Source organism: Aeromicrobium sp. IC_218, assembly GCF_004336805.1.
Lineage (GTDB): Bacteria > Actinomycetota > Actinomycetes > Propionibacteriales > Nocardioidaceae > Aeromicrobium.
Genome location: NZ_SJXM01000010.1, coordinates 18,660 through 39,677 on the forward strand (window position 1 = coordinate 18,660; position 21,018 = coordinate 39,677).

Below are 21,018 nucleotides of genomic sequence, written 5' to 3' on the forward strand. Positions count from 1 at the left end.
GGGGTCAGACCATGGCGATCGTGGCGGCGACCTCGTCCACGAGCTCGCGGGCCAGGAACCCGACGCGGCCGAAGCGCTGCACGAGCCGCTGGCCCGAGACCGCGTGCACGTAGGCGCCCCAGCAGGCCGCCTGCTCGGGGTCGGCGCCCCGCGCCAGCAGGCCCGCGACCACGCCGGCGCTCACGTCGCCGCTGCCGGACGTGCCGAGCCCGACGTCCGCGCTCTCCTCGCGCCAGGTGCGGCCGTCCGGCGACGCGACGTGGCCGTACACCGACACGACGACCCCGTAGGCGTGGGCGGCGTCGAGCGCGGCGGCGCGCAGGTCGTCCCCGGCCTCGCGGTCGAGCATCCGGGACACCTCGGTGATGTTCGGGGTCGTCACGGTGCGGCCACGGACGTCGTCCACGAGCGAGCGGTCGTGGCTGAGCGCGCCGAGGGCGTAAGCGTCCAGCACCACCCGGGTGCGCTCCCCCGCCGCGCCGAGCACGCGCCGCATCAGCTCGCCGGTCTCGTCGATGTCGTCCAGGCCGGGACCGACCACCAGCACGTCCGTCTCGGACGCCATCTCGAGCAGGCTGTCGGGCACCTCGCCGCGCACCGACCCGCCGTCCGTCTCCGGCAGCCCGACGACCGCGGCCTCGGGCACCGCGATGCTGAGCGCCGTGGCGGTGCCCTCGGTCGTGGCCAGCTGCAGGCGTCCGGCGCCGGCCCGCAACGCGGCCACGCCGCTGAGCAGCACCGCGCCGGGCGTGAAGCGGGAGCCGCCGACGACGAGCACCGTGCCGCGCGACTCCTTGCCGCCGCCGGGGTCGGGCAGGGCCCAGTCGCGCAGCAGCTGCGGCGTGACGGTCGTGGTCTCAGGCCGGTCGGTCATCGACGTCCTCCTGGGCGGTGGGCTCGGCGTGCGGGTCCTGCTCGAGGTGGCGGACGTCGTTGAGCCGCTCGGGCACGAAGGTGCCGTCCTCGCCGCGGACCCAGCTGCTGATCGAGCAGTTGGCGATGACGGTGCCGCGGGCCCACGTCATCAGCTCCTCCTCCTCCAGTCCCTCCACGACGTAGCGGACGAGCGACACGATCGCGTCGTGGGCGAAGAGCAGCACGCGGCCGTCCGGGTGGTCGTCGGCCAGGTCGCGCAGCAGCGAGCGCAGCCGTGCGATCACGTCGACCCAGGACTCGCCGCCCGGAGGCCGGTAGTAGAACTTGCCCAGCCGGCGCCGGCGCACCGCCTCGTCGGGCAGCAGCGACTCCACGCCGCGGGCGGTGAGCAGGTCCAGCACGCCCAGCTCGCGGTCGCGCAGGCGCTCGTCGACGCGCACCGGCACGTCGTGCCCGGCCAGGGCCAGCTCGGCGGTCTGCCGCGCCCGCAGGTACGGCGAGACGACGACGGCGGTCGGCCGCTGGTCCGGGGCGAGCCCGGCCATCCAGCGTCCGACCGCCTCCGCCTGCTCGCGGCCCGTCTCCGACAAGGGCACGTCGGCGTCCCGCTCGGCGACGTCGATGCGCTCCAGTCCCCCGGTCTCGGCGTCGCGAGCGGCCACGTTGCCCGTGCTCTCGCCGTGCCGGACGATGCCCAACCACTCGAGTCCTCGCATGCGTCCCTTCTACCGGGACTGCGCCGCCTCCGCGACGCGAGCGCCTCCCCCTCCCGGCTCGCTCGCGTCGCGGTGGCTCAGTAGGAGTGGAAGCCCGCGCCGGTCTTGCGGCCCAGGCGTCCCTCCGCGACCGCCTTCTCCAGGCCGGCGGCCGGGCGCCACCCGTCGTGGCCGAACGCCTCGACGAGCGAGCTCTCGATCGCGAGCGAGACGTCGTTGCCCACCACGTCCAGCAGCACGAACGGGCCCATGGGCAGCCCCGCGCGGGTCATCGCCTCGTCCACCGCGTCCATTTCCGCCTCGCCGGCGTCGACCAGGCGCACCGCGTCGTTGAGGTAGGGGAACAGCAGCGCGTTGACGATGAAGCCGGCCCGGTCGCCGCACGACACGGGGTGCTTGCCGACGTTCAGGCACAGCGCCCGCACCGTCTCGTCGACGTCGGGCGAGGTCTTCTCGGTGGTGACGACCTCGACCAGCTTCATGAGCGGCGCCGGGTTGAAGAAGTGCATCCCGATGACGTCCTCGGGACGCGACGTGGCCTCGGCGCAGCGCGCGATCGACAGCGACGACGTCGTCGTGGCCAGGATCGCGCCCGGCTTGCAGATGCGGTCCAGGTCGGCGAACAGCTGGAGCTTGACGTCCAGGTCCTCGGCGATCGCCTCGACCACGAGGTCGACCCCGGCCAGGGCCTCGCGCTCGGACGAGCCGCTGAGCCGGCCCAGCACCTCGGCCTTGCCGGCCTCGTCCAGGCGTCCCTTGGCGACCGCCCGGTCCAGGTTCTTCGTGACCGCCTTGAGCACGCCCGCGGTCTTCTCCTCGCTGCGGCCGACGTAGACGACGTCGTAGCCGGCCTTCGCGAAGACCTCGACGATGCCGGACGCCATCGTGCCCGTGCCGACGACGCCGACCGACGTGATCTCGTGGCGCAGCTGTGGCGTCGCGGCCTCGTCGTCGGACGAGCCGGCCAGCGTCTCGCCGCGCTCGGCGAGCCCCACCAGGAGCGGCGCGGGGACGTGGACCGGGTCGCCAGTGCGCGCGTGCAGCTCGGTCAGCCCGTCGACGACCGTCCGCGCGCCCAGCTCGTCCACCAGGGCCAGGGGGCCGACCGGGTAGCCGCAGCCGAAGCGCATGCCCGCGTCGATGTCGGCTCGCGAGGCGTAGCCCTCCTCCAGCATCGTGGCGGCGTGGTTCAGGTACGGCAGCAGCAGGGTCCGCGCGAGGCGTCCGGACGCGTCGTCGGCGAGGATCGGGCTGGTGTCGGCCATGGTTACTCCTTGGTAAGGGCGAGTCCAGAGCCACGGTAATGAGCGGCGGGACCAGCGCAGGGAGACACAGGTCACAGATGCGCACGCTGGGCGCGGGCCCGGCTCCCGCGTCCGCCGGAGGTCCTTTGGCAGGATGGGGCGCGTGAAGACCCGCCTCGCCCTGACCACCGTCCTCGCCACCGCCGCGCTGACCCTGTCGGCCTGCGCCGACGACGAGCCCGAGACCCCGTCGGACCCGGAGACCAGCGCCTCGCCCAGCGAGTCCGCCACGTCCGCCGCGCCCACCGAGGAGCCGACGACCCCGGCCAGCCCGTCGGCCGAGACCCCGACCGGCGTCGCCGCCGACCTGGTCGGCGACTGGGCCGACGAGACCGGCGAGTGGGCGCTCCACTTCAAGGACGACGGCACGTTCACCCTCGACGTCGACGGCAACGAGACCACCAGCGGCTCGTTCTCGGTCGAGGGCGACGTGGTGACGCTGACCGGCGCCGACGGCAACGACCAGACCGGCCGCATCGTCGGCGAGGACCTGGAGTTCCGCTTCGGCACGCTCGTCCGCCAGATCTCGTGAGGATCGTCGTCGCCCGCTGCCAGGTCGACTACGCCGGACGCCTGGCCGCCCACCTGCCCATGGCCACGCGCGTGATCATGGTCAAGGCCGACGGCTCGGTGCTCGTCCACTCCGACGGCGGCTCGTACAAGCCGCTGAACTGGATGAGCCCGCCGTGCACGCTCCGCGAGGGCGTCACCGACGACGGCACCATCGAGTGGACCGTCGGCGCCCAGAAGAGCGACGACACCCTGCGCATCCTCATCGAGGAGGTGCTGCACGACTCCAGCCACGACCTGGGGGTCGACCCGGGCCTGCGCAAGGACGGCGTCGAGAAGCACCTGCAGGAGCTGCTCGCCGAGCACACGCACGCGCTCGGCGACGGCATGACGCTGGTGCGCCGGGAGTACATGACGGCCATCGGCCCGGTCGACCTGCTGTGCAAGGACCCGGACGGGAAGTCGGTGGCGGTGGAGATCAAGCGCCGCGGCGAGATCGACGGCGTCGAGCAGCTCACGCGCTACCTGGAGCTGATGAACCGCGACCCGCTGCTCTCCCCCGTCCGCGGCATCTTCGCCGCCCAGGAGATCAAGCCGCAGGCGCGCACCCTCGCCCAGGACCGCGGCATCCAGTGCGTCGTCGTGAACTACGACGAGCTGCGCGGCATCGACGACCCGAGCCTGCGCCTGTTCTGATGCGCCTGCACGAGCGGCGGGATCGCTACGTCGACCTCAAGACCGTCTCGTACGAGCAGGCCGAGCCGTCGGGCGACGAGTGGGACGACAACTGGCTCGTCGTGCACGGCCACGTCGTCGCCGACGGCGTGCGCTGGCACTTCTGGGACGCCTGCCTGGTGGTGGACGAGGCGGAGCGGCTCGGCCAGTGGCTCCTACGTGCCGCGCACGAGGACGTCCCACCTCTGGACTTCACCGAGCCCAACCTGGCGCTCGAGGTCGTCGACCGGGACCGTGACCACCACACCGTGACGGTCACCATCACCTTCCGGGCGGAGTCCTTCCCGCCAGGCGTCAACGACGACGTCCGGTGGAACGTCGGCCACCCGGTGACGCTGTGCCTGACCATGGCGGTCCTCATCTCGGCGGGTCATGAATGGCTCGCCTACCTGGAGCGCTTCCCGCGCCGCTGACCTTCGCACGCACGAAAAGGCCGGCGGCATTCACGGGCTCATACCCCGTGAATACCGCCGGCCGTCCCTATTCTCGACATCCCGGACGGAATGTCGAGACGACACTCAGTGAGCGGCTTCGAAGGCCTCGAGCACCGACGCCTTGATGCGTCCGCGGTCGGCGACCTGGTAACCGTTCGAGCGCGCCCACTCGCGCACCTCGTTGAGCTCCTCGGGCGTCATGCCCGAGGCCGAGCGCGTGCTGGACGAGCGGCGCGACGAGCCGTTCGAGGACGCGCGACGCGACGACGAGACGCGCGTGGCGTGCGCGACCCACGGGCCGAGCGCGTCCCGCAGCTGCTGGGCGTGCTCGGGCTTGAGGTCGATCGTGTAGGCCTGTCCGTCGAGCGCGAACTCGAGCGTCTGGCCCTCTCCGTCTTCGAGCACCGTCCCGTCGAGGTCGTCGACGATCTGGACGCGAGTCACCTTGGCCACGAATACCTACCTTGGTCGAAAGAATCGAATTGTTCCGGCCGGTTCATCATGGCACACGGAAGAAGAATTCCGCATGGCACGAAACGACTATTCGCAGAAGTGTCGAATAGTCGTTCCGGAATTCATCGGCCGTCAGACAATTCCGACCGCGACGAGAAGGGGCTGCACCTGGTCGTAGCGGGAGATCTCGCACCCGTTCGTCCGGTCGAAGGACGCGTCGACCGGCTCGCCGCGCAGCGTGCCGGTGATCCGCACCGTCTCCGGTCCCCCGAACTGCTGGGTGCACGCGCGGCCCGGGCCCAGCGGCCCGAGCGCGCTCGGGTCCAGCGCGTCCAGCGCGCCGCACGCCTCGGAGTCGTCGGCGGAGGCACACGCGAGTCGCTCACGGCGCGGCTCGCCGGTGCCGGGGTCGACGACGACCTCCAGGTCGGCGAGCCGCGGCCCGGACGTGCCCGGGCCGGCCGGCTCGTCGTCGCCGGTCAGCAGGGTGAGCGCGCCGGCCACGCCGAGGGCCAGCAGCACCCCGGCCAGGACGAGCAGGAGCCTACGCACCGGCGACGGGCGGGGCCGTCGGGTCGTCGCCCTCGCCGGTCTCCTCGCGCGCGACCCAGTCCTCGATGCGCTCGAGGTCGTGCTGCGAGCGGGTGACGACGGCCAGCAGGTCGCTCATCTTGGCGACCTCCTCGACCTGCTCCTTGATGAACCACTGCATGAACTGGTCCGAGGCGAAGTCGTTGCTCTCGCGGGCGATGCGGGTGAGCTCGAAGATCTGCTCGGTGACCTTCTTCTCCTGGTCCAGCGCCGTCTGGACCGGGTCCACGACGTCGGTGAACTCGATGCGCGGCGCGGCGATGCCGGGGATGCGCGGCACCTGGTCCTGGTCGAGCAGGTACTGCACCATCATCATCGCGTGGTCGCGCTCCTCGAGCGCCTGCGCGTAGAACAGCGCCGCCATCTGCGGCATGGTGAGCGCGTCGTAGTAGGTCGCGATCGCGACGTACTGCTGGTGGGCGCTGAACTCGTGACCGATCTGCTCGTTGAGCTTCTCCACGAACTGGGGTGCGGCCATGGTTGCCATCCTTCTGTCGAGCCGGAAGTAAGCCTTGCCTTGCTAGGGTGACGGGGTGCCACCGAAGCCGAAGAAGAAGTGCTGCGACAGCAAGCCCAAGTGCAAGCGCTGTCCGCTTCGGATGCTCAAGAACGGCACGCTGCCCGAGGGCTACACGGTCAAGAAGCGCAAGCTGGTCAAGATCAAGGACGTCCCGTCCAAGTCCTCGTCCAAGCGCGCCGCCTGAGCACGTCCGCTCCGGTGCCCCGAGCCTAGGGGTCCGCGACCCCTCCGTTCCAGCAAGGCACGGCTGTCCATACGAAGGCGCGCCTGCCCTTGCCCGACCTCGGACTCCGCCGCCTCGGCTACCGTCGGGCCATGACCGAACTGCGTGACCGGGCCCAGCGCCTGCTCGACCTGCACACCGCCGCTCCCCTGCTCAAGGTGGTCAACGTCTGGGACGCGATCAGCGCCCGCGTCGTGACCGAGGTGCCCGGCGTCGAGGCGCTGGCCAGCGCCAGCCACTCGATCGCCGCTTCCTACGGCTACGAGGACGGCGAGAACATCCCCGTCGACCTCATGATCGAGGCGGTCGGCCGCATCGTCGCCGCCACCCACCTGCCCGTCACCGCCGACCTGGAGGCCGGCTACGGCGACCCGGGCGAGACCGCCCGCAAGGCGATCGGCGTCGGCGTCGTGGGCGCCAACCTCGAGGACCAGATGAAGCCGCTGCCCGAGGCGGTCAAGGCCGTCGAGGCCGTCGTCCGGGCCGGCGAGCAGGCCGGCGTCCCGTTCGTGCTCAACGCCCGTACGGACGCCTTCGTGCGCGCCGGCGACCGCCCGCACGAGGAGGTCCTCGCCGAGGCCATCGAGCGCGGCCGCGTCTTCCTCGAGGCCGGTGCGCCGGTGGTGTTCGTCCCCGGCAAGGTGTCCGAGGCCGACATCGAGGCCTTCGTGGACGCCTGGGGGTCGCAGCGGCTGACGCTCATCGGCGCGCCGGGCAGCGTCCCGCTCGCCCGCATGGCCGAGCTGGGCGTCGCCCGCGTCTCGTTCGGACCGTTCTCGCAGTCGGTGGCCCTCATGGCCCTGCAGGACTTGACCCGCGATGTGGTCGCCGACGGCGGCCTGCCGGCGGACTTCCGCGTCCTGAACTAGAGGAGTCGCCGTGCCCGACGTCGTCGTCAGTCTCCCCGTGCGCGACCGCCGTGCCGCGCACGCCTTCTACGGCGCCGGGCTCGGCCTGGCCCTGGTCGACGGCCACCGCGCCGACGACGGTCTGCCCGAGCCGCTGCAGCACGAGCTCGGCGCGGGCGTGACCCTCATGCTGGTGCCCACCGACGGGTTCGGCTGGGTGCTGGGCGGACGGCCCGTCGCCCAGCCGGGCACCAGCGAGACGGTGCTCGGGCTCGCGCTGGACGACGACGCCGCGGTCGAGCAGGTCGCCCGGCGCGCGGTCGAGCACGGCGGGACGCTCGTGGCCGGCGCGGCGCAGCAGCCCTGGGGCTTCTGCGCCACCGTCGCCGACCCCGACGGCCACCTCTGGATGCTGCAGGCGGCCGCCGGCTAGGTGTCAGTCGAGGTCGTGCGCCTTGCGGATCTCGTCGACGATCCGGCCCATGATCTCGGTCATGCCGAAGTCCTTGGGCGTGAAGACGGCGGCGATGCCGTCGGCCTCGAGCCGGCGGGCGTCGGAGTCGGGGATGATGCCGCCGACGATGAGCGGCACGTCGTCCAGCCCGGCGTCCAGCAGCCCCTGCTGCACCTGGGGCACGAGCTCCATGTGCGAGCCGGACAGGATCGACAGGCCCACGGCGTGGACGTCCTCGTCGACCGCCGCGGCGACGATCTGCGCGGGCGTGAGCCGGATGCCCTGGTAGACGACCTCGAACCCGGCGTCGCGCGCGCGCACGGCGATCTGCTCGGCCCCGTTGGAGTGCCCATCCAGGCCGGGCTTGCCGACCAGGAAGCGCAGCCGGCCGCCCAGCTCCTCGCCCGTGGCACGGACGCGCTCGCGCAGCGCCACCAGCTCCTCGCCCGCCTCCTGCACGCCGACGATGCCCGAGACGCCCGTGGGGGCCCGGTACTCGCCGAAGACGTCGCGCAGGGTCTGCGACCACTCACCGACGGTCGCACCGGCCCGCACGGCGGCGAGCGTCGCCTCCATGAGGTTCGCGCCGGTCTTGGCCTCGTCGGCCACCCGCTCCAGCGCCGCCCGCACCTCGGACTCGTCGCGCTGGGCCCGCCACTGCTGGACGTCCGCCTGCGCGTTCGCCTCGGCCTGCGGGTCGGCGACCATGATCGCGGCGTCGAGGTCGGCGGTCAGCGGCGACGGCTCGGTCTCGACGTACTTGTTGACGCCGACGACGGTGATCTCCCCGGCCTCGATGCGGGCGCGGCGCTCGGCGTGGGCGCCCACGAGCGCCTGCTTCATGTAGCCGGACTCGACGGCCGCGATCGCGCCGCCCATCTCGGCGATGCGCTCCATCTCGGCCGTCGCGCCCTCGACGAGCTCGGACACCTTCGCCTCGACGACGACCGAGCCCTCGAACAGGTCGTCGTGCTCGAGCAGGTCGGACTCGAAGGCCAGCACCTGCTGCAGGCGCAGCGACCACTGCTGGTCCCACGGCCGCGGCAGGCCGAGCGCCTCGTTCCACGCCGGCAGCTGCACGGCGCGGGCCCGGGCGTCCTTGCTCAGCGTGACGCCGAGCATCTCCAGCACGATGCGCTGGACGTTGTTCTCCGGCTGGGCCTCAGTGAGGCCGAGCGAGTTGACCTGCACGCCGTAGCGGAAGCGGCGCATCTTGGGGTCCTCGACGCCGTACCGCTCGCGCGTGATCTGGTCCCACATCCGGCCGAAGGCGCGCATCTTGCACATCTCCTCGACGAACCGGACGCCGGCGTTGACGAAGAAGGAGATGCGGCCGACGACCTGGCCGAACTTGTCCTCCGGCACCTGGCCGGACTCCTTCACCGCGTCCAGCACCGCGATGGCGGTCGACAGCGCGAACGCCAGCTCCTGCGTGGGCGTCGCGCCGGCCTCCTGCAGGTGGTAGCTGCAGATGTTGAGCGGGTTCCACTTCGGGATCTCGTTGACGGTGTACGCGATCATGTCGGTGGTCAGCCGCAGGGAGTGCTCGGGCGGGAAGACGTACGTCCCGCGCGACAGGTACTCCTTGATGATGTCGTTCTGCGTCGTGCCGGCAAGCCTCGACGCGTCGACCCCCTGCTCCTCGGCCACGACCTGGTACATCGCGAGCAGCCACATGGCCGTCGCGTTGATCGTCATGGACGTGTTCATCTCCGACAGCGGGATGTCCTGGAACAGCCGGCGCATCGCTCCCAGGTGCGGGATCGGCACGCCGACCTTGCCCACCTCGCCGCGGCTGAGCTCGTGGTCGGGGTCGTAGCCGGTCTGCGTCGGCAGGTCGAAGGCGACCGAGAGGCCGGTCTGGCCCTTCGCGAGGTTGCGCCGGTAGAGCGCGTTCGACTCCGCCGCCGAGCTGTGCCCGGCGTAGGTGCGCATGACCCACGGGCGGTCGGGCTGAACCTTGTCCGTCATGCGCGTCAGGTTACCCCGCGTTAACCGCCCCCGAGAGTCGTGCGGGTCACACCGGCGCCTCGGGACGTCCACCTACACTCGGCGGATGGTCAACCTCACGCGCATCTACACCCGCACCGGCGACGACGGCACGACCAACCTCGCCGACATGAGCAAGACGACCAAGAACGACCTGCGCCTGGTGGCCTACGCGGACGTCGACGAGGCCAACAGCCAGATCGGTCTCGCCCTCGCGCTCGGCGGTCTCGACGCGGACGTCGTCGCGGTGCTGCAGCACGTGCAGAACGACCTGTTCGACGTCGGCGCCGACCTCGGCACCCCGGTCGTCGAGAACCCTCCGTACCCCCAGCTGCGGGTCGAGCCCGACTACGTCGAGCGGCTCGAGCACTGGTGCGACGAGTACAACGAGCGCGTCGAGAAGCTGCGCTCGTTCATCCTGCCCGGCGGCACTCCCCCGGCCGCGGCGCTGCACGTGGCGCGCACGGTCGTCCGGCGCGCCGAGCGCGCGGCCTGGGCCGCGTTCGAGCAGCACGGCGAGTCGATGAACGTGCTGGCCGCCAAGTACCTCAACCGGCTCAGCGACCTGCTGTTCATCCTGGCGCGGGTCGCCAACGGCGCCGAGGGCGACGTGCTCTGGGTGCCCGGCGGCGAGCGCTAGGACCCCCGGCACGACGAAGGGCCGCCCCCGAGGGGGCGGCCCTTCTCATGTGTCTTCGAAGACTCAGTACCAGTCGATCGCGCGCTGGATCGTGATGGTGCCGGAGTCGGTGGTGGCCGGAGCCTTGACCGACGGAGCCTTGGTGTTGGAGTACCAGTCGATCGGACGAGCGTCGGCGGACGCAGTCATCGAGCCGACGGCAAGGGCAGGGAAGACCGCCGCAACGGCGACGAGCACGAGACGCTTGATCACAGGACACCTCTGGGGGCTAGTAAGTTCGGACCAGTGGTCTGATTGTGACGGGCCATGCGCCTCACGTCAACGGAACGGCGAAGTTCAGACCACGTTGTTGACGCGTCGCCCGGGCGGCGACGACTCCAGCCACGACAGCAGGCCGGTGAGCGCGCGCGGGCTCAGGGCCAGCTGCTGCACCCCGTTGGGAGACTCGCACGGCACCACCACGTGCCCGGCGTGGACGGCGTAGGCCTCGCGCCCCTCGGGCAGCCGGCGGCGTCCGACCTCGAGCTGGCCGCGCTCGAAGCGGTAGCGCGGACGCGGCGACAGCGAGAACGTCCGGAACCACTCCAGGTGCTCGTCGGTGTAGCGCGCCACCCCCAGCGTCCAGCCGCGCGGGCTCGCCTCGAGGCGCCGGTTGATGCTCAGGTCGAACGTGCCGCTGGGCTTGGCCAGCCCGCGCCGGCGCATGACCAGCAGGAGCACCAGCAGGCCCGACAACAGCACGACGCCCAGGACGGAGTCGACCAGCCACTGCCACCAGGGCATGGTCTCCTCCTTCCTGGGCGTCGAGCCGCGGATGCGGCTGGGTCAGCGCACCTTCTCGGTGACGCGCAGCTTCGCCTCGGCCAGGCGCACGCCCTCGACGTCACCGGCGGCGCGGGCGGCCTCCAGCTCGGCCTGGACGTTCGCCGTCTCGACCTCGTCGGCCAGCTGGACGTCCTCGCTGAGGATCGACACGCGGTCGTCGGCGACCGAGATGAACCCGTCGGCCACGACGGCGCGGACGATGTCGCCCTGCTCGGGCGTGATCACCACGACGCCGGGCACCAGCAGCGACAGCAGCGGCGCGTGGCCGGCCAGGACGCCGATGTCACCGTCGGCCGTGCGGGCGATGACCTCGGCGGCCCCGCCCGACCAGACCGTGCGGTCCGCGGCGACCAGCTCGATGTGCAGCGGGCCGGCCATCAGGAGTTCTTCTGGATCTCGGCCCACTTCTTCTCGACGTCCTCGAGACCGCCGCACATGAAGAAGGCCTGCTCGGCCACGTGGTCGTACTCGCCGTCGCAGATCTTGGTGAAGGCGTCGATCGACTCGTCGAGCGAGACGGTCGAGCCCTCGATGCCCGTGAACTGCTTGGCGACGTACGTGTTCTGGCTGAGGAAGCGCTGGATGCGACGAGCGCGCGAGACGATCGTCTTGTCCTCCTCGCTGAGCTCGTCCACACCGAGGATCGCGATGATGTCCTGGAGCTCCTTGTTGCGCTGCAGGATGCCCTTGACGCGGTTCGCGGTCTCGTAGTGCTCCGTGGTGATGTACCGCGGGTCGAGGATGCGCGAGGTCGACGTCAGCGGGTCCACGGCCGGGTAGATGCCGAGCGAGGCGATCTCGCGCGACAGCTCGGTCGTGGCGTCCAGGTGGGCGAACGTCGTGGCCGGGGCCGGGTCGGTGTAGTCGTCGGCGGGCACGTAGATCGCCTGCATCGAGGTGATCGAGTGACCACGCGTCGACGTGATGCGCTCCTGCAGGACGCCCATCTCGTCGGCCAGGGTCGGCTGGTAGCCCACGGCCGAGGGCATGCGGCCCAGCAGCGTCGAGACCTCCGAGCCGGCCTGCGTGAACCGGAAGATGTTGTCGATGAACAGCAGCACGTCCTGCTTCTGGACGTCGCGGAAGTACTCGGCCATCGTCAGGGCCGACAGGGCGACGCGCAGGCGCGCTCCCGGCGGCTCGTCCATCTGGCCGAAGACGAGCGCGGTCTGTCCGAGGACGCCCGCCTCCTCCATCTCGGCGATGAGGTCGTTGCCCTCACGCGTGCGCTCGCCGACGCCGGCGAACACCGACACGCCGCCGTGGTTGCGCGCGACGCGGGCGATCATCTCCTGGATGAGGACGGTCTTGCCGACGCCGGCGCCGCCGAACAGGCCGATCTTGCCGCCCTGCACGTACGGGGTCAGCAGGTCGATGACCTTGATGCCGGTCTCGAACATGGACGTCTTCGACTCGAGCTGGTCGAACGCGGGCGCCTTGCGGTGGATGCCCCAGCGCTCGGAGACCTCGAACGTCTCGCCCTCGGGCAGGTTCATGACCTGACCGGTGGTGTTGAACACCTTGCCGAGCGTGGCGTCGCCGACGGGCACCATGATGGGCTCGCCGAGGTCGGTCACGGTGGAGCCGCGGACGACGCCGTCGGTCGGGCGCAGGCTGATGGCGCGGACCATGCCGTCACCGATGTGCTGCGCGACCTCGAGCGTGAGCGTCTCCTTGATGCCGGCGACCTCGGTGTCGACGTGGAGCGCGTTGTAGATGTCGGGCATCGAGTCGCTGGCGAACTCGATGTCGATCACCGGGCCGATGACACGGGCGACGCGCCCGGTGGCACCACCGGTGGGGGTGGCCTTCTCTTCGACGGTAGCGGTCATGTCTTCTCTCACTCGTTCCCAGCACCGGCGCCGGAGAGCGCTTCCACGCCACCGACGATCTCGCTGATCTCTTGGGTAATGCCAGCCTGACGGGCCTGGTTGGCGATACGGGTGTACTTCTCGATGAGGTCCTGCGCGTTGTCGGTCGCGGACTTCATGGCCTTCTGACGCGCTGCCAGCTCGGACGCCGCCGCCTGCAGGAGGCAGAAGTAGATCCGGCTGTTGACGTACTTGGGCAGCAGCGCGTCCAGCACCTCGTGGGCCGAGGGCTCGAACTCGTACAGCGGGAGCAGCTCGTCGGCCTCGGGCGCCTCGGTGCCCTCGACGACCTCCAGCGGGAGCAGCCGGATGACCTCGGGAACCTGCGTCAGCATCGACTTGAAGCGCGTGAACACGATGTGCAGCTCGTCCACGGCCAGGCCCTCGGACGACTCGTCGGCCGGGTCGAACGCCTCCACCAGGGTGGAGCCGATCTCGCGGGCGACGTCGAACGACGGCTTGTCCGTGTGACCGGTCCAGGCCTGGACGAACTCACGCTGGCGGAAGTTGAAGTAGGTCTCCGCCTTGCGTCCGGACAGGAAGTACGAGACCTCCTTGCCCTCGGCACGGAGCTTCTCGCCGAGACGGTCGACCTCCTTCAGCACGTTCGAGGAGTAGGCCCCGGCCAGGCCGCGGTCGCTGGTGATGACCAGCACCGCCGCCCGGGTCGGGTTCTCCTTCTCGGTCGTCAGCGGGTGGTCGACGTTCGAGAACGTCGCCACCGCCGAGACGGCGCGGGTGAGCTCACGCGCGTAGGGAGCGGCGGCCGCCGCCTGCTGCTGCGCCTTGATGATGCGCGAGGCGGCGATCAGCTCCATGGCGCGCGTGATCTTCTTCATCGACTGGGTCGACTTGATCTTCGCGCGGTACTCACGGAGGGAGACGGCCATGGTCAGCCCCGCTTCTGCTTGACGATCTGCTCCTGCTCGACGTCCTCGTCGCCCAGGGCCTCGACGTCCTCGCGGCCCGGCTTGATGGACTCGCCGTCACCCGTCTGGAACTGGTCCAGGAACGAGTCGTAGGCGCCCTCGAGCGCGGAGGCCGAGGCGTCGTCGAACTTGCCCGACTCGCGGATCGCGTCGAGCACGCCGGCGTGGCTGCGCTTGACGTAGTCCAGGAACTCGGACTCGAAGCGACCGACGTCGCTGACCGGGACGGCGTCCAGCTTGCCGGTGGTGGCGGCCCAGATCGAGACGACCTGGTGCTCCATCGGGAAGGGCTGGTACTGGTCCTGCTTGAACAGCTCCATGAGTCGCTGTCCGCGGGCCAGCTGCGCCTTCGACGCGGCGTCGAGGTCGGACGCGAACATCGCGAACGCCTCCATGGCGCGGTACTGGGCGAGCTCGACCTTGAGCGAGCCGGTGACCGCCTTCATCGCCTTGGTCATCGCGGCGCCACCGACGCGCGAGACCGAGATGCCGACGTCCACGGCGGGACGCTGGTTGGCGTTGAACAGGTCCGACTGCAGGAAGATCTGGCCGTCGGTGATCGAGATGACGTTCGTCGGGATGTAGGCCGACACGTCGTTGGCCTTCGTCTCGATGATCGGCAGGCCGGTCATCGAGCCCGCGCCCAGCTCGTCGGAGAGCTTGGCGCAGCGCTCGAGCAGCCGCGAGTGCAGGTAGAACACGTCGCCGGGGTACGCCTCGCGGCCCGGGGGGCGGCGCAGCAGCAGCGACACGGCGCGGTACGCCTCGGCCTGCTTGCTCAGGTCGTCGAAGATGACCAGGACGTGCTTGCCCTGGTACATCCAGTGCTGGCCGATGGCCGAGCCGGTGTAGGGCGCGAGGTACTTGAAGCCCGCCGAGTCCGACGCGGGGGCCGCGACGATCGTCGTGTACTCCAGGGCGCCGGCCGCCTCGAGCGCGCCACGCACGCCGGCGATGGTCGAGCCCTTCTGGCCGATGCCGACGTAGATGCAGCGGACCTGCTTGGTCGGGTCGCCCGACTCCCAGAACGCCTTCTGGTTGATGATCGTGTCGATCGCGATGGCGGTCTTGCCGGTCTGACGGTCGCCGATGATCAGCTGACGCTGGCCGCGGCCGATCGGCGTCAGCGAGTCGATCGCCTTGATGCCGGTCATGAGCGGCTCGTGGACGCTCTTGCGCTGGACGACGTTGGGCGCCTGCAGCTCGAGCGCGCGGCGGCCCTCGGTGGCGATGTCGCCCAGGCCGTCGATCGGCTTGCCGAGCGGGTCGACGACGCGACCCAGGTAGCCGTCGCCGACGGGGACCGAGAGCACCTCGCCGGTGCGGCGGACCGTCTGGCCCTCCTCGATGCCGGCGAAGTCGCCGAGGATGACGACGCCGATCTCGCGGACGTCGAGGTTCAGCGCGAGGCCGAGCGTGCCGTCCTCGAACTCCAGCAGCTCGTTCGCCATCGCCGAGGGAAGACCCTCGACCCGGGCGATGCCGTCGGCGGCCTGCGCGACGACGCCGACCTCCTCGGTCTTGCTCGTCGTCGGGGCGTAGTCGGTGACGAACTTCTGCAGCGCGTCACGGATCTCGTCCGGACGGATCGAGAGCTCCGTCATGGTGGTCCCTGCCTTCTTTGGGTCTGTGCCGCACGGGGCGGCGGGGCTTCAGGTGCCGCGCGTGCGGCGGGGGCTCAGCCGGCGAGCTGCCGGCGTGCGGTCTCCAGGCGGCTGGACATGGTGCCGTCGACGACGTCGTCACCGATCGAGACGGACAGGCCGCCGATCACGGACGGGTCGACCACGAGGTTCAGGTGCACGTCGTGCCCGTACTTCGAGGCTAGTGCGGCGGCCAAGCGCTGCTGCTCACCCGCGTCGAGCGGGTAGGCGCTGCGCACCTCGGCCAGCAGCCGCTGGCGGCGGGCCGCGGCCTGCTCGCCGAACGTCTCCAGCACCCGGTCGAACGAGCCCGTGCGCGTCGCGGCGGCCTGGACGGCCAGCGCGAGCGTCGTGCTCGAGACCTTGCCCTGGAACAGCGACGTCAGCAGCGACGCCTTGCCCGCGTGCGGGACGGCGCGGTCGCTGATGACGCCGCGCAGCTCCTGGTCGGAGTCGACCGCGCGACCGAGCTCGAACAGCTCGGTCTCGACCGCGTCGAGCTCACCGGCCGCGTCGGCGGCGGCGACGAGCGCGGCCACGCCGGCGACCTCGAGGCCGTCGACGAGGTCACGACCGGTGGACCAGCGACCGCCCGCGGCGGTCTTGACCACCGCGAGCGTCTGGTCGCCCACCTTGCCGCCGAAGACGTCCCCGGCGAGCCCGGCGCGGGCCGGGCCCTCCGTGGACGGGTCCGACAGGACGCGCCGCAGGGCGGGAGCACCGTCCAGCGCCGAGACGACGCCGAACAGCTCCTGCCCCACGGTCGCACCGGTCGTGGACGCCTCGACCGCGGCCAGGACGTCCGTGAGCGACTTCGCAGAGATGCCTCGCATCAGTTGGCAGACCCCTCGAGCTCGGTGATGAAGCGCTCGACGGTCCGCTTCTGGCGGGCCTCCTCCTCGAGCGACTCACCGACGATGCGGCTGGCGAGCTGGGTGGCCAGGTCGCCGACCTCGGCCTTGAGCTGCGCCAGGACCTGAGCCCGCTCGGCCTCGACCTGCGCGTGCGCGGCCGCGGTGATGCGGTCGGCCTCGGCCTTGGCCTGCTCGCGCAGCTCGGTGACGATCTGCGCGCCCTGCTCCTTGGCCTCCTCGCGGATGCGAGCAGCCTCGGTGCGGGCCTCGGCGAGCTGGGCGTTGTACTTCTCCAGCGCCGCCTGGGCTTCCTTCTGGGCCTGCTGAGCGTCCTCGATGCCACCTTCGATGGCGGCGGTGCGCTCGGCGTACGCCTTCTCGAAGTTCGGCACGACGAACTTCGCGACGAGCGCGACGACGATGCCGAAGACGATCAGGCCGAGGATGAGCTCAGGCCACTCCACCGCGAGGGGAGAGTGCTCTCCCTCTGCGGCCAGGAGAGTCGTGTCCATGCGGACTCCTGTCTCGACGCTGGGTGGTTAGGAAAGAACGAACGCGAGCGCGATACCGATGATCGCGAGCGCCTCGGCCAGGGCGAAGCCGAGGATGGCGATCGACTGCAGGCGCGACTGCGCCTCGGGCTGACGGGCGACGCCGTTGATGTACGCGGCGAAGATCAGGCCGATGCCGATGCCGGGGCCGATCGCCGCCAGGCCGTAGCCGATCATGTTGAGCGAGCCGTTAAGGGTGCCGTCCACGGCATTTCCTTTCGTTGCGGACGCCGGATGACGTCACTGTTCGAAGTCGAGCGAGTATGAAGTTGTGGGTCGTCGACGGGCTCAGTGCTCGTCGGCGAGCGCACCGCCGATGTACATGGCGGTGAGGAGGGTGAAGACGTACGCCTGCAGGAACATGACCAGCATCTCCAGGAAGCTGACCGCGATGCCGAGCAGGAAGGACACGACGCCGACCGGCGCGTACCACGCGTTGCCGGAGTCGAGGATGAGGTAGGCGCCACCGAGCGAGAACAGGATCAGCAGCAGGTGGCCGGCGAAGAGGTTGGCGAACAGTCGCAGCGCCAGCGTGGCCGGGCGGACCAGGATGTTCGACAGGAACTCGAGCGGGATGAGCAGGACCAGGATCGGGCCCTTCATGCCGCCGGGGATCGTCTGCAGCTTCAGGTAGCCGAGGAAGCCGTGCTTGGCGACACCGACGCCGTTGTAGATGAGCCAGGTGAGGGCGGCGAGGCCGTACACGTAGCTGATCCGCGAGAAGCTCGGGAACTGCAGGAACGGGATGATGCCGTAGTAGTTGTTCACCAGGATGAAGGTGAACAGGCTGAACAGGTACGGCACGAACTTCATGAAGTGCTCGGACCCGATGGAGTCGCGGGCGACGCCGTTGCGGATGAACCCGTAGAGGTACTCACCGGCGAACTGGGCGCGGCCCGGGACGACCGCGGCCTTGCGCGAGGCGTACCAGCTCAGGCCGACGACGATGAACGCCGAGAGGATGATCAGCAGCATCGACTTGGTGACGCCGAGGGAGCCGATCTCGAAGACGGGCGGAAGCTCGAAGCTGTCGGGTCCCGGGGCGGTGAAGCCCTCGCCCTCGGCGGCCACGAACGTCAGTGCGGTGGTCAATCCATCACCCTTCTAATGGCGCGGTCGTCGATCGTCGTGCGGCGAACCAGGTTCGGCCAGCGTCATGTGGTGCGCAGCGAGGCGACCACCGTGTAGATGCCGAGACCGGCGCCCAGCACGATGCCCACTCCCACCATGAACTCGGTCCCCCACCACCGGTCGAGCAGGAAGCCTGCGCCACCGTAGAGGATCACTCCGGCCAGGATGCGCGCGAACGACGTCCAGGGGTCGAAGTGAGGGGTCTCGCTCATTGCCCGTGCAGGTTATCAGGCTTTCACCGGGGGCTTTCGCTCAGGTCGTACAGCAGTTGCCGATTCCTACGATGTGCCACCACTCTCGCGACCGTGACGGTCAGCGCGACGGCCAGCACGGACGCCCCGAGCGACGGCTCGTCGACGTGCGCACCGAGCAGGTCGGGGTCGAGCAGCACCACGAGCACGGCCAGCAGCCCGAGCATCTTGGTCGCGAAGAACATCACCGCCACGAGCATGCTGAGGCCGGGCGCCATGCGCGTCATGGGCCCCAGGACGGCGTGCGTGGAGGCGAAGAAGGCGATCGCCACCGCAGCGCCGACGGCAGCGCCGAGCGCCCCGTCCGCGCCGCGGAGCAGGGCGGCGACGCCGGTGCAGACACCGGCCACGGCCAGCTGGATCAGGACGACCACACGCGCTCCTCGATCTTTGGCAGGACGAACACGGCGGCCGCGGTCAGCACCGCGAGCACGCCGACGGTCAGGAACGACAGCCATCCGCTGAACAGGCTCACCGCGACGCTTCCGAAGGCCACCAGCGCCGCGACCATGTACATGAGCAGCACGGCGCGGCGGTGCGAGTGGCCGATCTCCAGCAGCCGGTGGTGCAGGTGCATCTTGTCCGGGCTGAACGGCGAGCGTCCGGCCCGAGTGCGGCGCACGACCGCCAGCAGCATGTCGACGAACGGCACGAGCAGCACCATCACCGGCAGGAAGATCGGCAGGAGCGCGGCCAGGAAGGTCGCCTGTCCCCCGCCCACGCCCTCGGACAGGTTGGTCGCCGGGAACTGCCCGGTGAGGCTGATGGTCGAGCACGCCAGCACGAAGCCGATGAGCATCGAGCCCGAGTCGCCGATGAACATTCGCGCCGGGAAGAAGTTGTGCGGCAGGACGCCGAGGCAGGCTCCGGCCAGGGACGCGGTCAGCAGCGCGCCGGCGATGGCGCGGGTCTCGCCGTTCTCGACCGCGAGCAGGAACGCGTACGTGAAGAAGGCGATGGCGCCGATGGCCACGATGCCCGCGGCCAGTCCGTCGAGGCCGTCGACGAAGTTGACCGCGTTGGTGGTCGCGACGACCAGCAGGACGGTCAGCAGCACCGCCTGGACCTGGTCCAGCCCGACGTAGTTGCCGTACAGCGGCAGGTAGACGAACTGCACGCCCTGCACGATCACCACGACCGAGGCGAAGACCTGACCGGCGAACTTGCTCAGCGCGTCCAGCTCGAACAGGTCGTCGATCACCCCGACCGCGCAGATGACGGCGCCGCCGAGGATGACCGCCCGGGCGTCGGCGAACACCGCGGAGTCGGCCGCCTTGGCCAGGAACGGCAGCTGGGTGGCCACCATGTAGGCCGCCACGAGCCCGCCGAGCATCGCCGGACCGCCGAAGTACGGGGTGGGGATGCGGTGGACGTCCCGGTCGCGCACCTTCGCCACCGCTCCCCAACGCACCGCGAGCATGCGGGCGATGGACGCCAGGAGGTACGTGGCTCCCAGCGCGATGCCGAAGACGACCAGGTACTCACGCATCCGGGGCGGCCTCGATGGTGTTGTTGAAGACGTGCAGCCGCTCCAGCGGGAGCGCGCCCTGGCGCAGGATCCGGGCGGTCGTGCCCGTGGCGTCCAGGATGGTCGAGGGCACGCTGTCGGCCGTGGGGCCGCCGTCGAGGTAGACGGCGACCGAGTCGCCGAGCATGTCGCGCGCCTCGTCGGCCGAGGTGGCGGCGTCCATGCCGGTGCGGTTGGCGCTGCTCACCGCCAGCGGACCGGTGCGGCGCAGCAGGTCGAGCGCGCGCTCGTCGGCGGGCATGCGCACCGCGACGGTCTGGCGGGTCTCCCCCAGGTCCCAGGTGAGCGACGGCTGCTGGCGCAGGACGACGGTGAGCGGGCCGGGCCACAGCTCGCCGATCATCGAGCGCAGCCATCCGGGCACGTCGATGGCGAGGGCGTCGAGGGTGCCGACCGCGCCGACCAGCACCGGCGGCGGCATCTGGCGCGTGCGGCCCTTGGCGTCCAGCAGCCGCTGGACGGCGGCCGGCGAGAACGCGTCGGCCCCCACGCCGTAGACGGTGTCGGTGGGCAGCACCACGAGCTCGCCGTCGCGGACCGCCTGGGTCGCCACGTCCAGCGCACGCTCGTAGACGGTCTCGTCAGCCAGGTCGAACTTCACCCGCACATCCTAGGCGCGGGCCGCACGGGCTCAGAACACCGCGTGGAAGACGAAGGCGATGGCCAGGAACTGGACCAGCCGGCCGACGCCCACGAGGGTGAGGAACAGCCACAGCGGCTGCTTCGACAGGCCGGCCAGGATGCTGACGACGGCCAGGGGCGGGACGCCGACCAGCGAGGACGCCAGCACGGTGAGCCCGCCGGCCCACTTGCGGTCGAGCAGGCCGAGCATCCAGTCGCTCGCGCGGCGCACGGAGGCGGTGAACCGGTTGCGGGGCGGCCTCGGCGTGCCGCGCTCGTCCAGCTTGCGCTTGCCCTGGCGGGCGGCCTCGAAGACGATCGCCTTGCCGGCCACGGTGCCGACGACCAGGCTCACGATGGCCACCACGAGCGTGGTGTCGTCCATGAGCGCGGCGGACGCGATGACGTACGCCTCCGCGTTGAGGAAGATCGGCAGGATGGCCGAGCCGACGCCGAAGCCGAAGGCCGCGGCGACGATGACCAGGTCCTGCAGCACCCGCCCACCCTATCGGCGGGCTGTG

General features: G+C 70.7%; 29 protein-coding genes. 7 read left to right on the forward strand and 22 right to left on the reverse strand.

Annotated features, from left to right (window positions below):
• Nucleotides 1–4 precede the first annotated feature (4 nt).
• The 3 genes from E0W78_RS11800 to E0W78_RS11810 all read right to left on the reverse strand — a co-directional run bounded on the left by E0W78_RS11800 (nt 5) and on the right by E0W78_RS11810 (nt 2,857).
• Nucleotides 5–874 carry an NAD(P)H-hydrate dehydratase gene (locus E0W78_RS11800; RefSeq protein ID WP_131404159.1) on the reverse strand — a complete coding sequence of 290 codons (870 nt, stop codon included), beginning with the start codon at nt 872–874 and terminating at the stop codon, nt 5–7.
• Nucleotides 858–1,592 (reverse strand): histidine phosphatase family protein, encoded by a 735-nt coding sequence (locus E0W78_RS11805; protein ID WP_131404160.1) that lies wholly within the window; start codon nt 1,590–1,592, stop codon nt 858–860. Before E0W78_RS11805 ends, E0W78_RS11800 begins: the two co-directional genes overlap by 17 nt.
• Before the next feature lie 77 nt (nt 1,593–1,669).
• The gene (locus E0W78_RS11810; RefSeq protein WP_131404161.1) at nt 1,670–2,857 is read right to left on the reverse strand and encodes a 3-hydroxyacyl-CoA dehydrogenase NAD-binding domain-containing protein; all 1,188 of its coding nucleotides are present in this window, start codon (nt 2,855–2,857) and stop codon (nt 1,670–1,672) included.
• 142 nt (nt 2,858–2,999) lie between these two features.
• On the opposite strand from E0W78_RS11810, the gene E0W78_RS11815 reads away from it, so the two are divergent.
• From E0W78_RS11815 to E0W78_RS11825, 3 genes are read left to right on the forward strand one after another with little or no spacing between them, the layout of a single operon-like run.
• Nucleotides 3,000–3,428 carry a hypothetical protein gene (locus tag E0W78_RS11815; protein ID WP_131404162.1) on the forward strand — a complete coding sequence of 143 codons (429 nt, stop codon included), beginning with the start codon at nt 3,000–3,002 and terminating at the stop codon, nt 3,426–3,428.
• Nucleotides 3,425–4,102, forward strand: a complete 678-nt coding sequence (nucS, locus tag E0W78_RS11820; protein WP_131404163.1) for an endonuclease NucS — start codon at nt 3,425–3,427, stop codon at nt 4,100–4,102. The genes E0W78_RS11815 and nucS overlap by 4 nt, the downstream gene beginning before the upstream one ends.
• Complete coding sequence (locus tag E0W78_RS11825) at nt 4,102–4,554, forward strand: hypothetical protein (RefSeq protein WP_131404164.1); 453 nt, start codon at nt 4,102–4,104, stop codon at nt 4,552–4,554. Before nucS ends, E0W78_RS11825 begins: the two co-directional genes overlap by 1 nt.
• A gap of 105 nt (nt 4,555–4,659) precedes the next feature.
• Here E0W78_RS11825 and E0W78_RS11830 read toward each other — a convergent pair whose 3' ends face one another.
• The 3 genes from E0W78_RS11830 to E0W78_RS11840 all read right to left on the reverse strand — a co-directional run bounded on the left by E0W78_RS11830 (nt 4,660) and on the right by E0W78_RS11840 (nt 6,097).
• Nucleotides 4,660–5,028, reverse strand: coding sequence for an Lsr2 family protein (locus E0W78_RS11830; RefSeq protein ID WP_131404165.1), 369 nt, complete (start codon nt 5,026–5,028; stop codon nt 4,660–4,662).
• A gap of 132 nt (nt 5,029–5,160) precedes the next feature.
• Nucleotides 5,161–5,580 carry a hypothetical protein gene (locus tag E0W78_RS11835; RefSeq protein WP_131404166.1) on the reverse strand — a complete coding sequence of 140 codons (420 nt, stop codon included), beginning with the start codon at nt 5,578–5,580 and terminating at the stop codon, nt 5,161–5,163.
• A complete protein-coding gene (locus E0W78_RS11840) occupies nt 5,573–6,097 on the reverse strand; it encodes a ferritin (protein WP_019145239.1) in 525 nt (174 codons plus the stop codon). The genes E0W78_RS11835 and E0W78_RS11840 overlap by 8 nt, the downstream gene beginning before the upstream one ends.
• 55 nt (nt 6,098–6,152) lie before the next feature.
• On the opposite strand from E0W78_RS11840, the gene E0W78_RS16590 reads away from it, so the two are divergent.
• From E0W78_RS16590 to E0W78_RS11850, 3 genes are all read left to right on the forward strand, one after another.
• Entirely contained in the window at nt 6,153–6,323 is a 171-nt protein-coding gene (locus tag E0W78_RS16590) for a hypothetical protein (RefSeq protein ID WP_165570492.1), read from the forward strand.
• 131 nt (nt 6,324–6,454) lie between these two features.
• Nucleotides 6,455–7,231 (forward strand): isocitrate lyase/phosphoenolpyruvate mutase family protein, encoded by a 777-nt coding sequence (locus E0W78_RS11845; RefSeq protein ID WP_131404167.1) that lies wholly within the window; start codon nt 6,455–6,457, stop codon nt 7,229–7,231.
• Between the two features lie 10 nt (nt 7,232–7,241).
• Nucleotides 7,242–7,643 carry a VOC family protein gene (locus E0W78_RS11850; protein ID WP_131404168.1) on the forward strand — a complete coding sequence of 134 codons (402 nt, stop codon included), beginning with the start codon at nt 7,242–7,244 and terminating at the stop codon, nt 7,641–7,643.
• 3 nt (nt 7,644–7,646) lie between these two features.
• On the opposite strand, the gene E0W78_RS11855 is transcribed toward E0W78_RS11850, so the two are convergent.
• Nucleotides 7,647–9,635 (reverse strand): protein meaA, encoded by a 1,989-nt coding sequence (locus E0W78_RS11855; protein WP_131404169.1) that lies wholly within the window; start codon nt 9,633–9,635, stop codon nt 7,647–7,649.
• A gap of 85 nt (nt 9,636–9,720) precedes the next feature.
• Here E0W78_RS11855 and E0W78_RS11860 point away from each other — a divergent pair, with 85 nt between their 5' ends.
• The gene (locus tag E0W78_RS11860) at nt 9,721–10,293 is read left to right on the forward strand and encodes a cob(I)yrinic acid a,c-diamide adenosyltransferase (RefSeq protein WP_131404170.1); all 573 of its coding nucleotides are present in this window, start codon (nt 9,721–9,723) and stop codon (nt 10,291–10,293) included.
• Nucleotides 10,294–10,356: 63 nt separating this feature from the next.
• On the opposite strand, the gene E0W78_RS11865 is transcribed toward E0W78_RS11860, so the two are convergent.
• The 15 genes from E0W78_RS11865 to E0W78_RS11935 all read right to left on the reverse strand — a co-directional run bounded on the left by E0W78_RS11865 (nt 10,357) and on the right by E0W78_RS11935 (nt 20,993).
• The gene (locus E0W78_RS11865; protein ID WP_131404171.1) at nt 10,357–10,545 is read right to left on the reverse strand and encodes a hypothetical protein; all 189 of its coding nucleotides are present in this window, start codon (nt 10,543–10,545) and stop codon (nt 10,357–10,359) included.
• Nucleotides 10,546–10,629: 84 nt separating this feature from the next.
• A complete protein-coding gene (locus tag E0W78_RS11870; RefSeq protein ID WP_131404172.1) occupies nt 10,630–11,076 on the reverse strand; it encodes a DUF2550 domain-containing protein in 447 nt (148 codons plus the stop codon).
• A 42-nt stretch (nt 11,077–11,118) separates the two neighbouring features.
• Nucleotides 11,119–11,496 (reverse strand): F0F1 ATP synthase subunit epsilon, encoded by a 378-nt coding sequence (locus E0W78_RS11875; RefSeq protein WP_131404173.1) that lies wholly within the window; start codon nt 11,494–11,496, stop codon nt 11,119–11,121.
• Nucleotides 11,496–12,950, reverse strand: a complete 1,455-nt coding sequence (gene atpD, locus E0W78_RS11880; RefSeq protein ID WP_019145230.1) for a F0F1 ATP synthase subunit beta — start codon at nt 12,948–12,950, stop codon at nt 11,496–11,498. The genes E0W78_RS11875 and atpD overlap by 1 nt, the downstream gene beginning before the upstream one ends.
• An 8-nt stretch (nt 12,951–12,958) precedes the next feature.
• Complete coding sequence (locus E0W78_RS11885) at nt 12,959–13,879, reverse strand: F0F1 ATP synthase subunit gamma (protein WP_131404174.1); 921 nt, start codon at nt 13,877–13,879, stop codon at nt 12,959–12,961.
• Between the two features lie 2 nt (nt 13,880–13,881).
• Nucleotides 13,882–15,522, reverse strand: a complete 1,641-nt coding sequence (gene atpA / locus E0W78_RS11890) for a F0F1 ATP synthase subunit alpha (RefSeq protein ID WP_131404175.1) — start codon at nt 15,520–15,522, stop codon at nt 13,882–13,884.
• A gap of 74 nt (nt 15,523–15,596) precedes the next feature.
• On the reverse strand, nt 15,597–16,394 hold the full coding sequence (locus E0W78_RS11895) for a F0F1 ATP synthase subunit delta (protein ID WP_131404176.1): 798 nt from the start codon (nt 16,392–16,394) through the stop codon (nt 15,597–15,599).
• Complete coding sequence (locus E0W78_RS11900; RefSeq protein ID WP_131404177.1) at nt 16,394–16,927, reverse strand: F0F1 ATP synthase subunit B; 534 nt, start codon at nt 16,925–16,927, stop codon at nt 16,394–16,396. The genes E0W78_RS11895 and E0W78_RS11900 overlap by 1 nt, the downstream gene beginning before the upstream one ends.
• A 27-nt stretch (nt 16,928–16,954) precedes the next feature.
• A complete protein-coding gene (gene atpE, locus E0W78_RS11905; protein WP_193607516.1) occupies nt 16,955–17,143 on the reverse strand; it encodes an ATP synthase F0 subunit C in 189 nt (62 codons plus the stop codon).
• Nucleotides 17,144–17,254: 111 nt separating this feature from the next.
• A complete protein-coding gene (atpB, locus tag E0W78_RS11910) occupies nt 17,255–18,058 on the reverse strand; it encodes a F0F1 ATP synthase subunit A (protein WP_242686330.1) in 804 nt (267 codons plus the stop codon).
• 62 nt (nt 18,059–18,120) lie between these two features.
• Nucleotides 18,121–18,309 (reverse strand): hypothetical protein, encoded by a 189-nt coding sequence (locus E0W78_RS11915; protein ID WP_131404179.1) that lies wholly within the window; start codon nt 18,307–18,309, stop codon nt 18,121–18,123.
• Between the two features lie 23 nt (nt 18,310–18,332).
• A complete protein-coding gene (locus E0W78_RS11920; RefSeq protein WP_131404180.1) occupies nt 18,333–18,722 on the reverse strand; it encodes a hypothetical protein in 390 nt (129 codons plus the stop codon).
• On the reverse strand, nt 18,710–19,837 hold the full coding sequence (locus E0W78_RS11925; protein WP_019145221.1) for an MraY family glycosyltransferase: 1,128 nt from the start codon (nt 19,835–19,837) through the stop codon (nt 18,710–18,712). The genes E0W78_RS11920 and E0W78_RS11925 overlap by 13 nt, the downstream gene beginning before the upstream one ends.
• On the reverse strand, nt 19,830–20,477 hold the full coding sequence (locus E0W78_RS11930) for an L-threonylcarbamoyladenylate synthase (protein WP_207392743.1): 648 nt from the start codon (nt 20,475–20,477) through the stop codon (nt 19,830–19,832). The genes E0W78_RS11925 and E0W78_RS11930 overlap by 8 nt, the downstream gene beginning before the upstream one ends.
• A 30-nt stretch (nt 20,478–20,507) precedes the next feature.
• The gene (locus E0W78_RS11935) at nt 20,508–20,993 is read right to left on the reverse strand and encodes a VTT domain-containing protein (protein ID WP_131404182.1); all 486 of its coding nucleotides are present in this window, start codon (nt 20,991–20,993) and stop codon (nt 20,508–20,510) included.
• Nucleotides 20,994–21,018 lie beyond the last annotated feature (25 nt).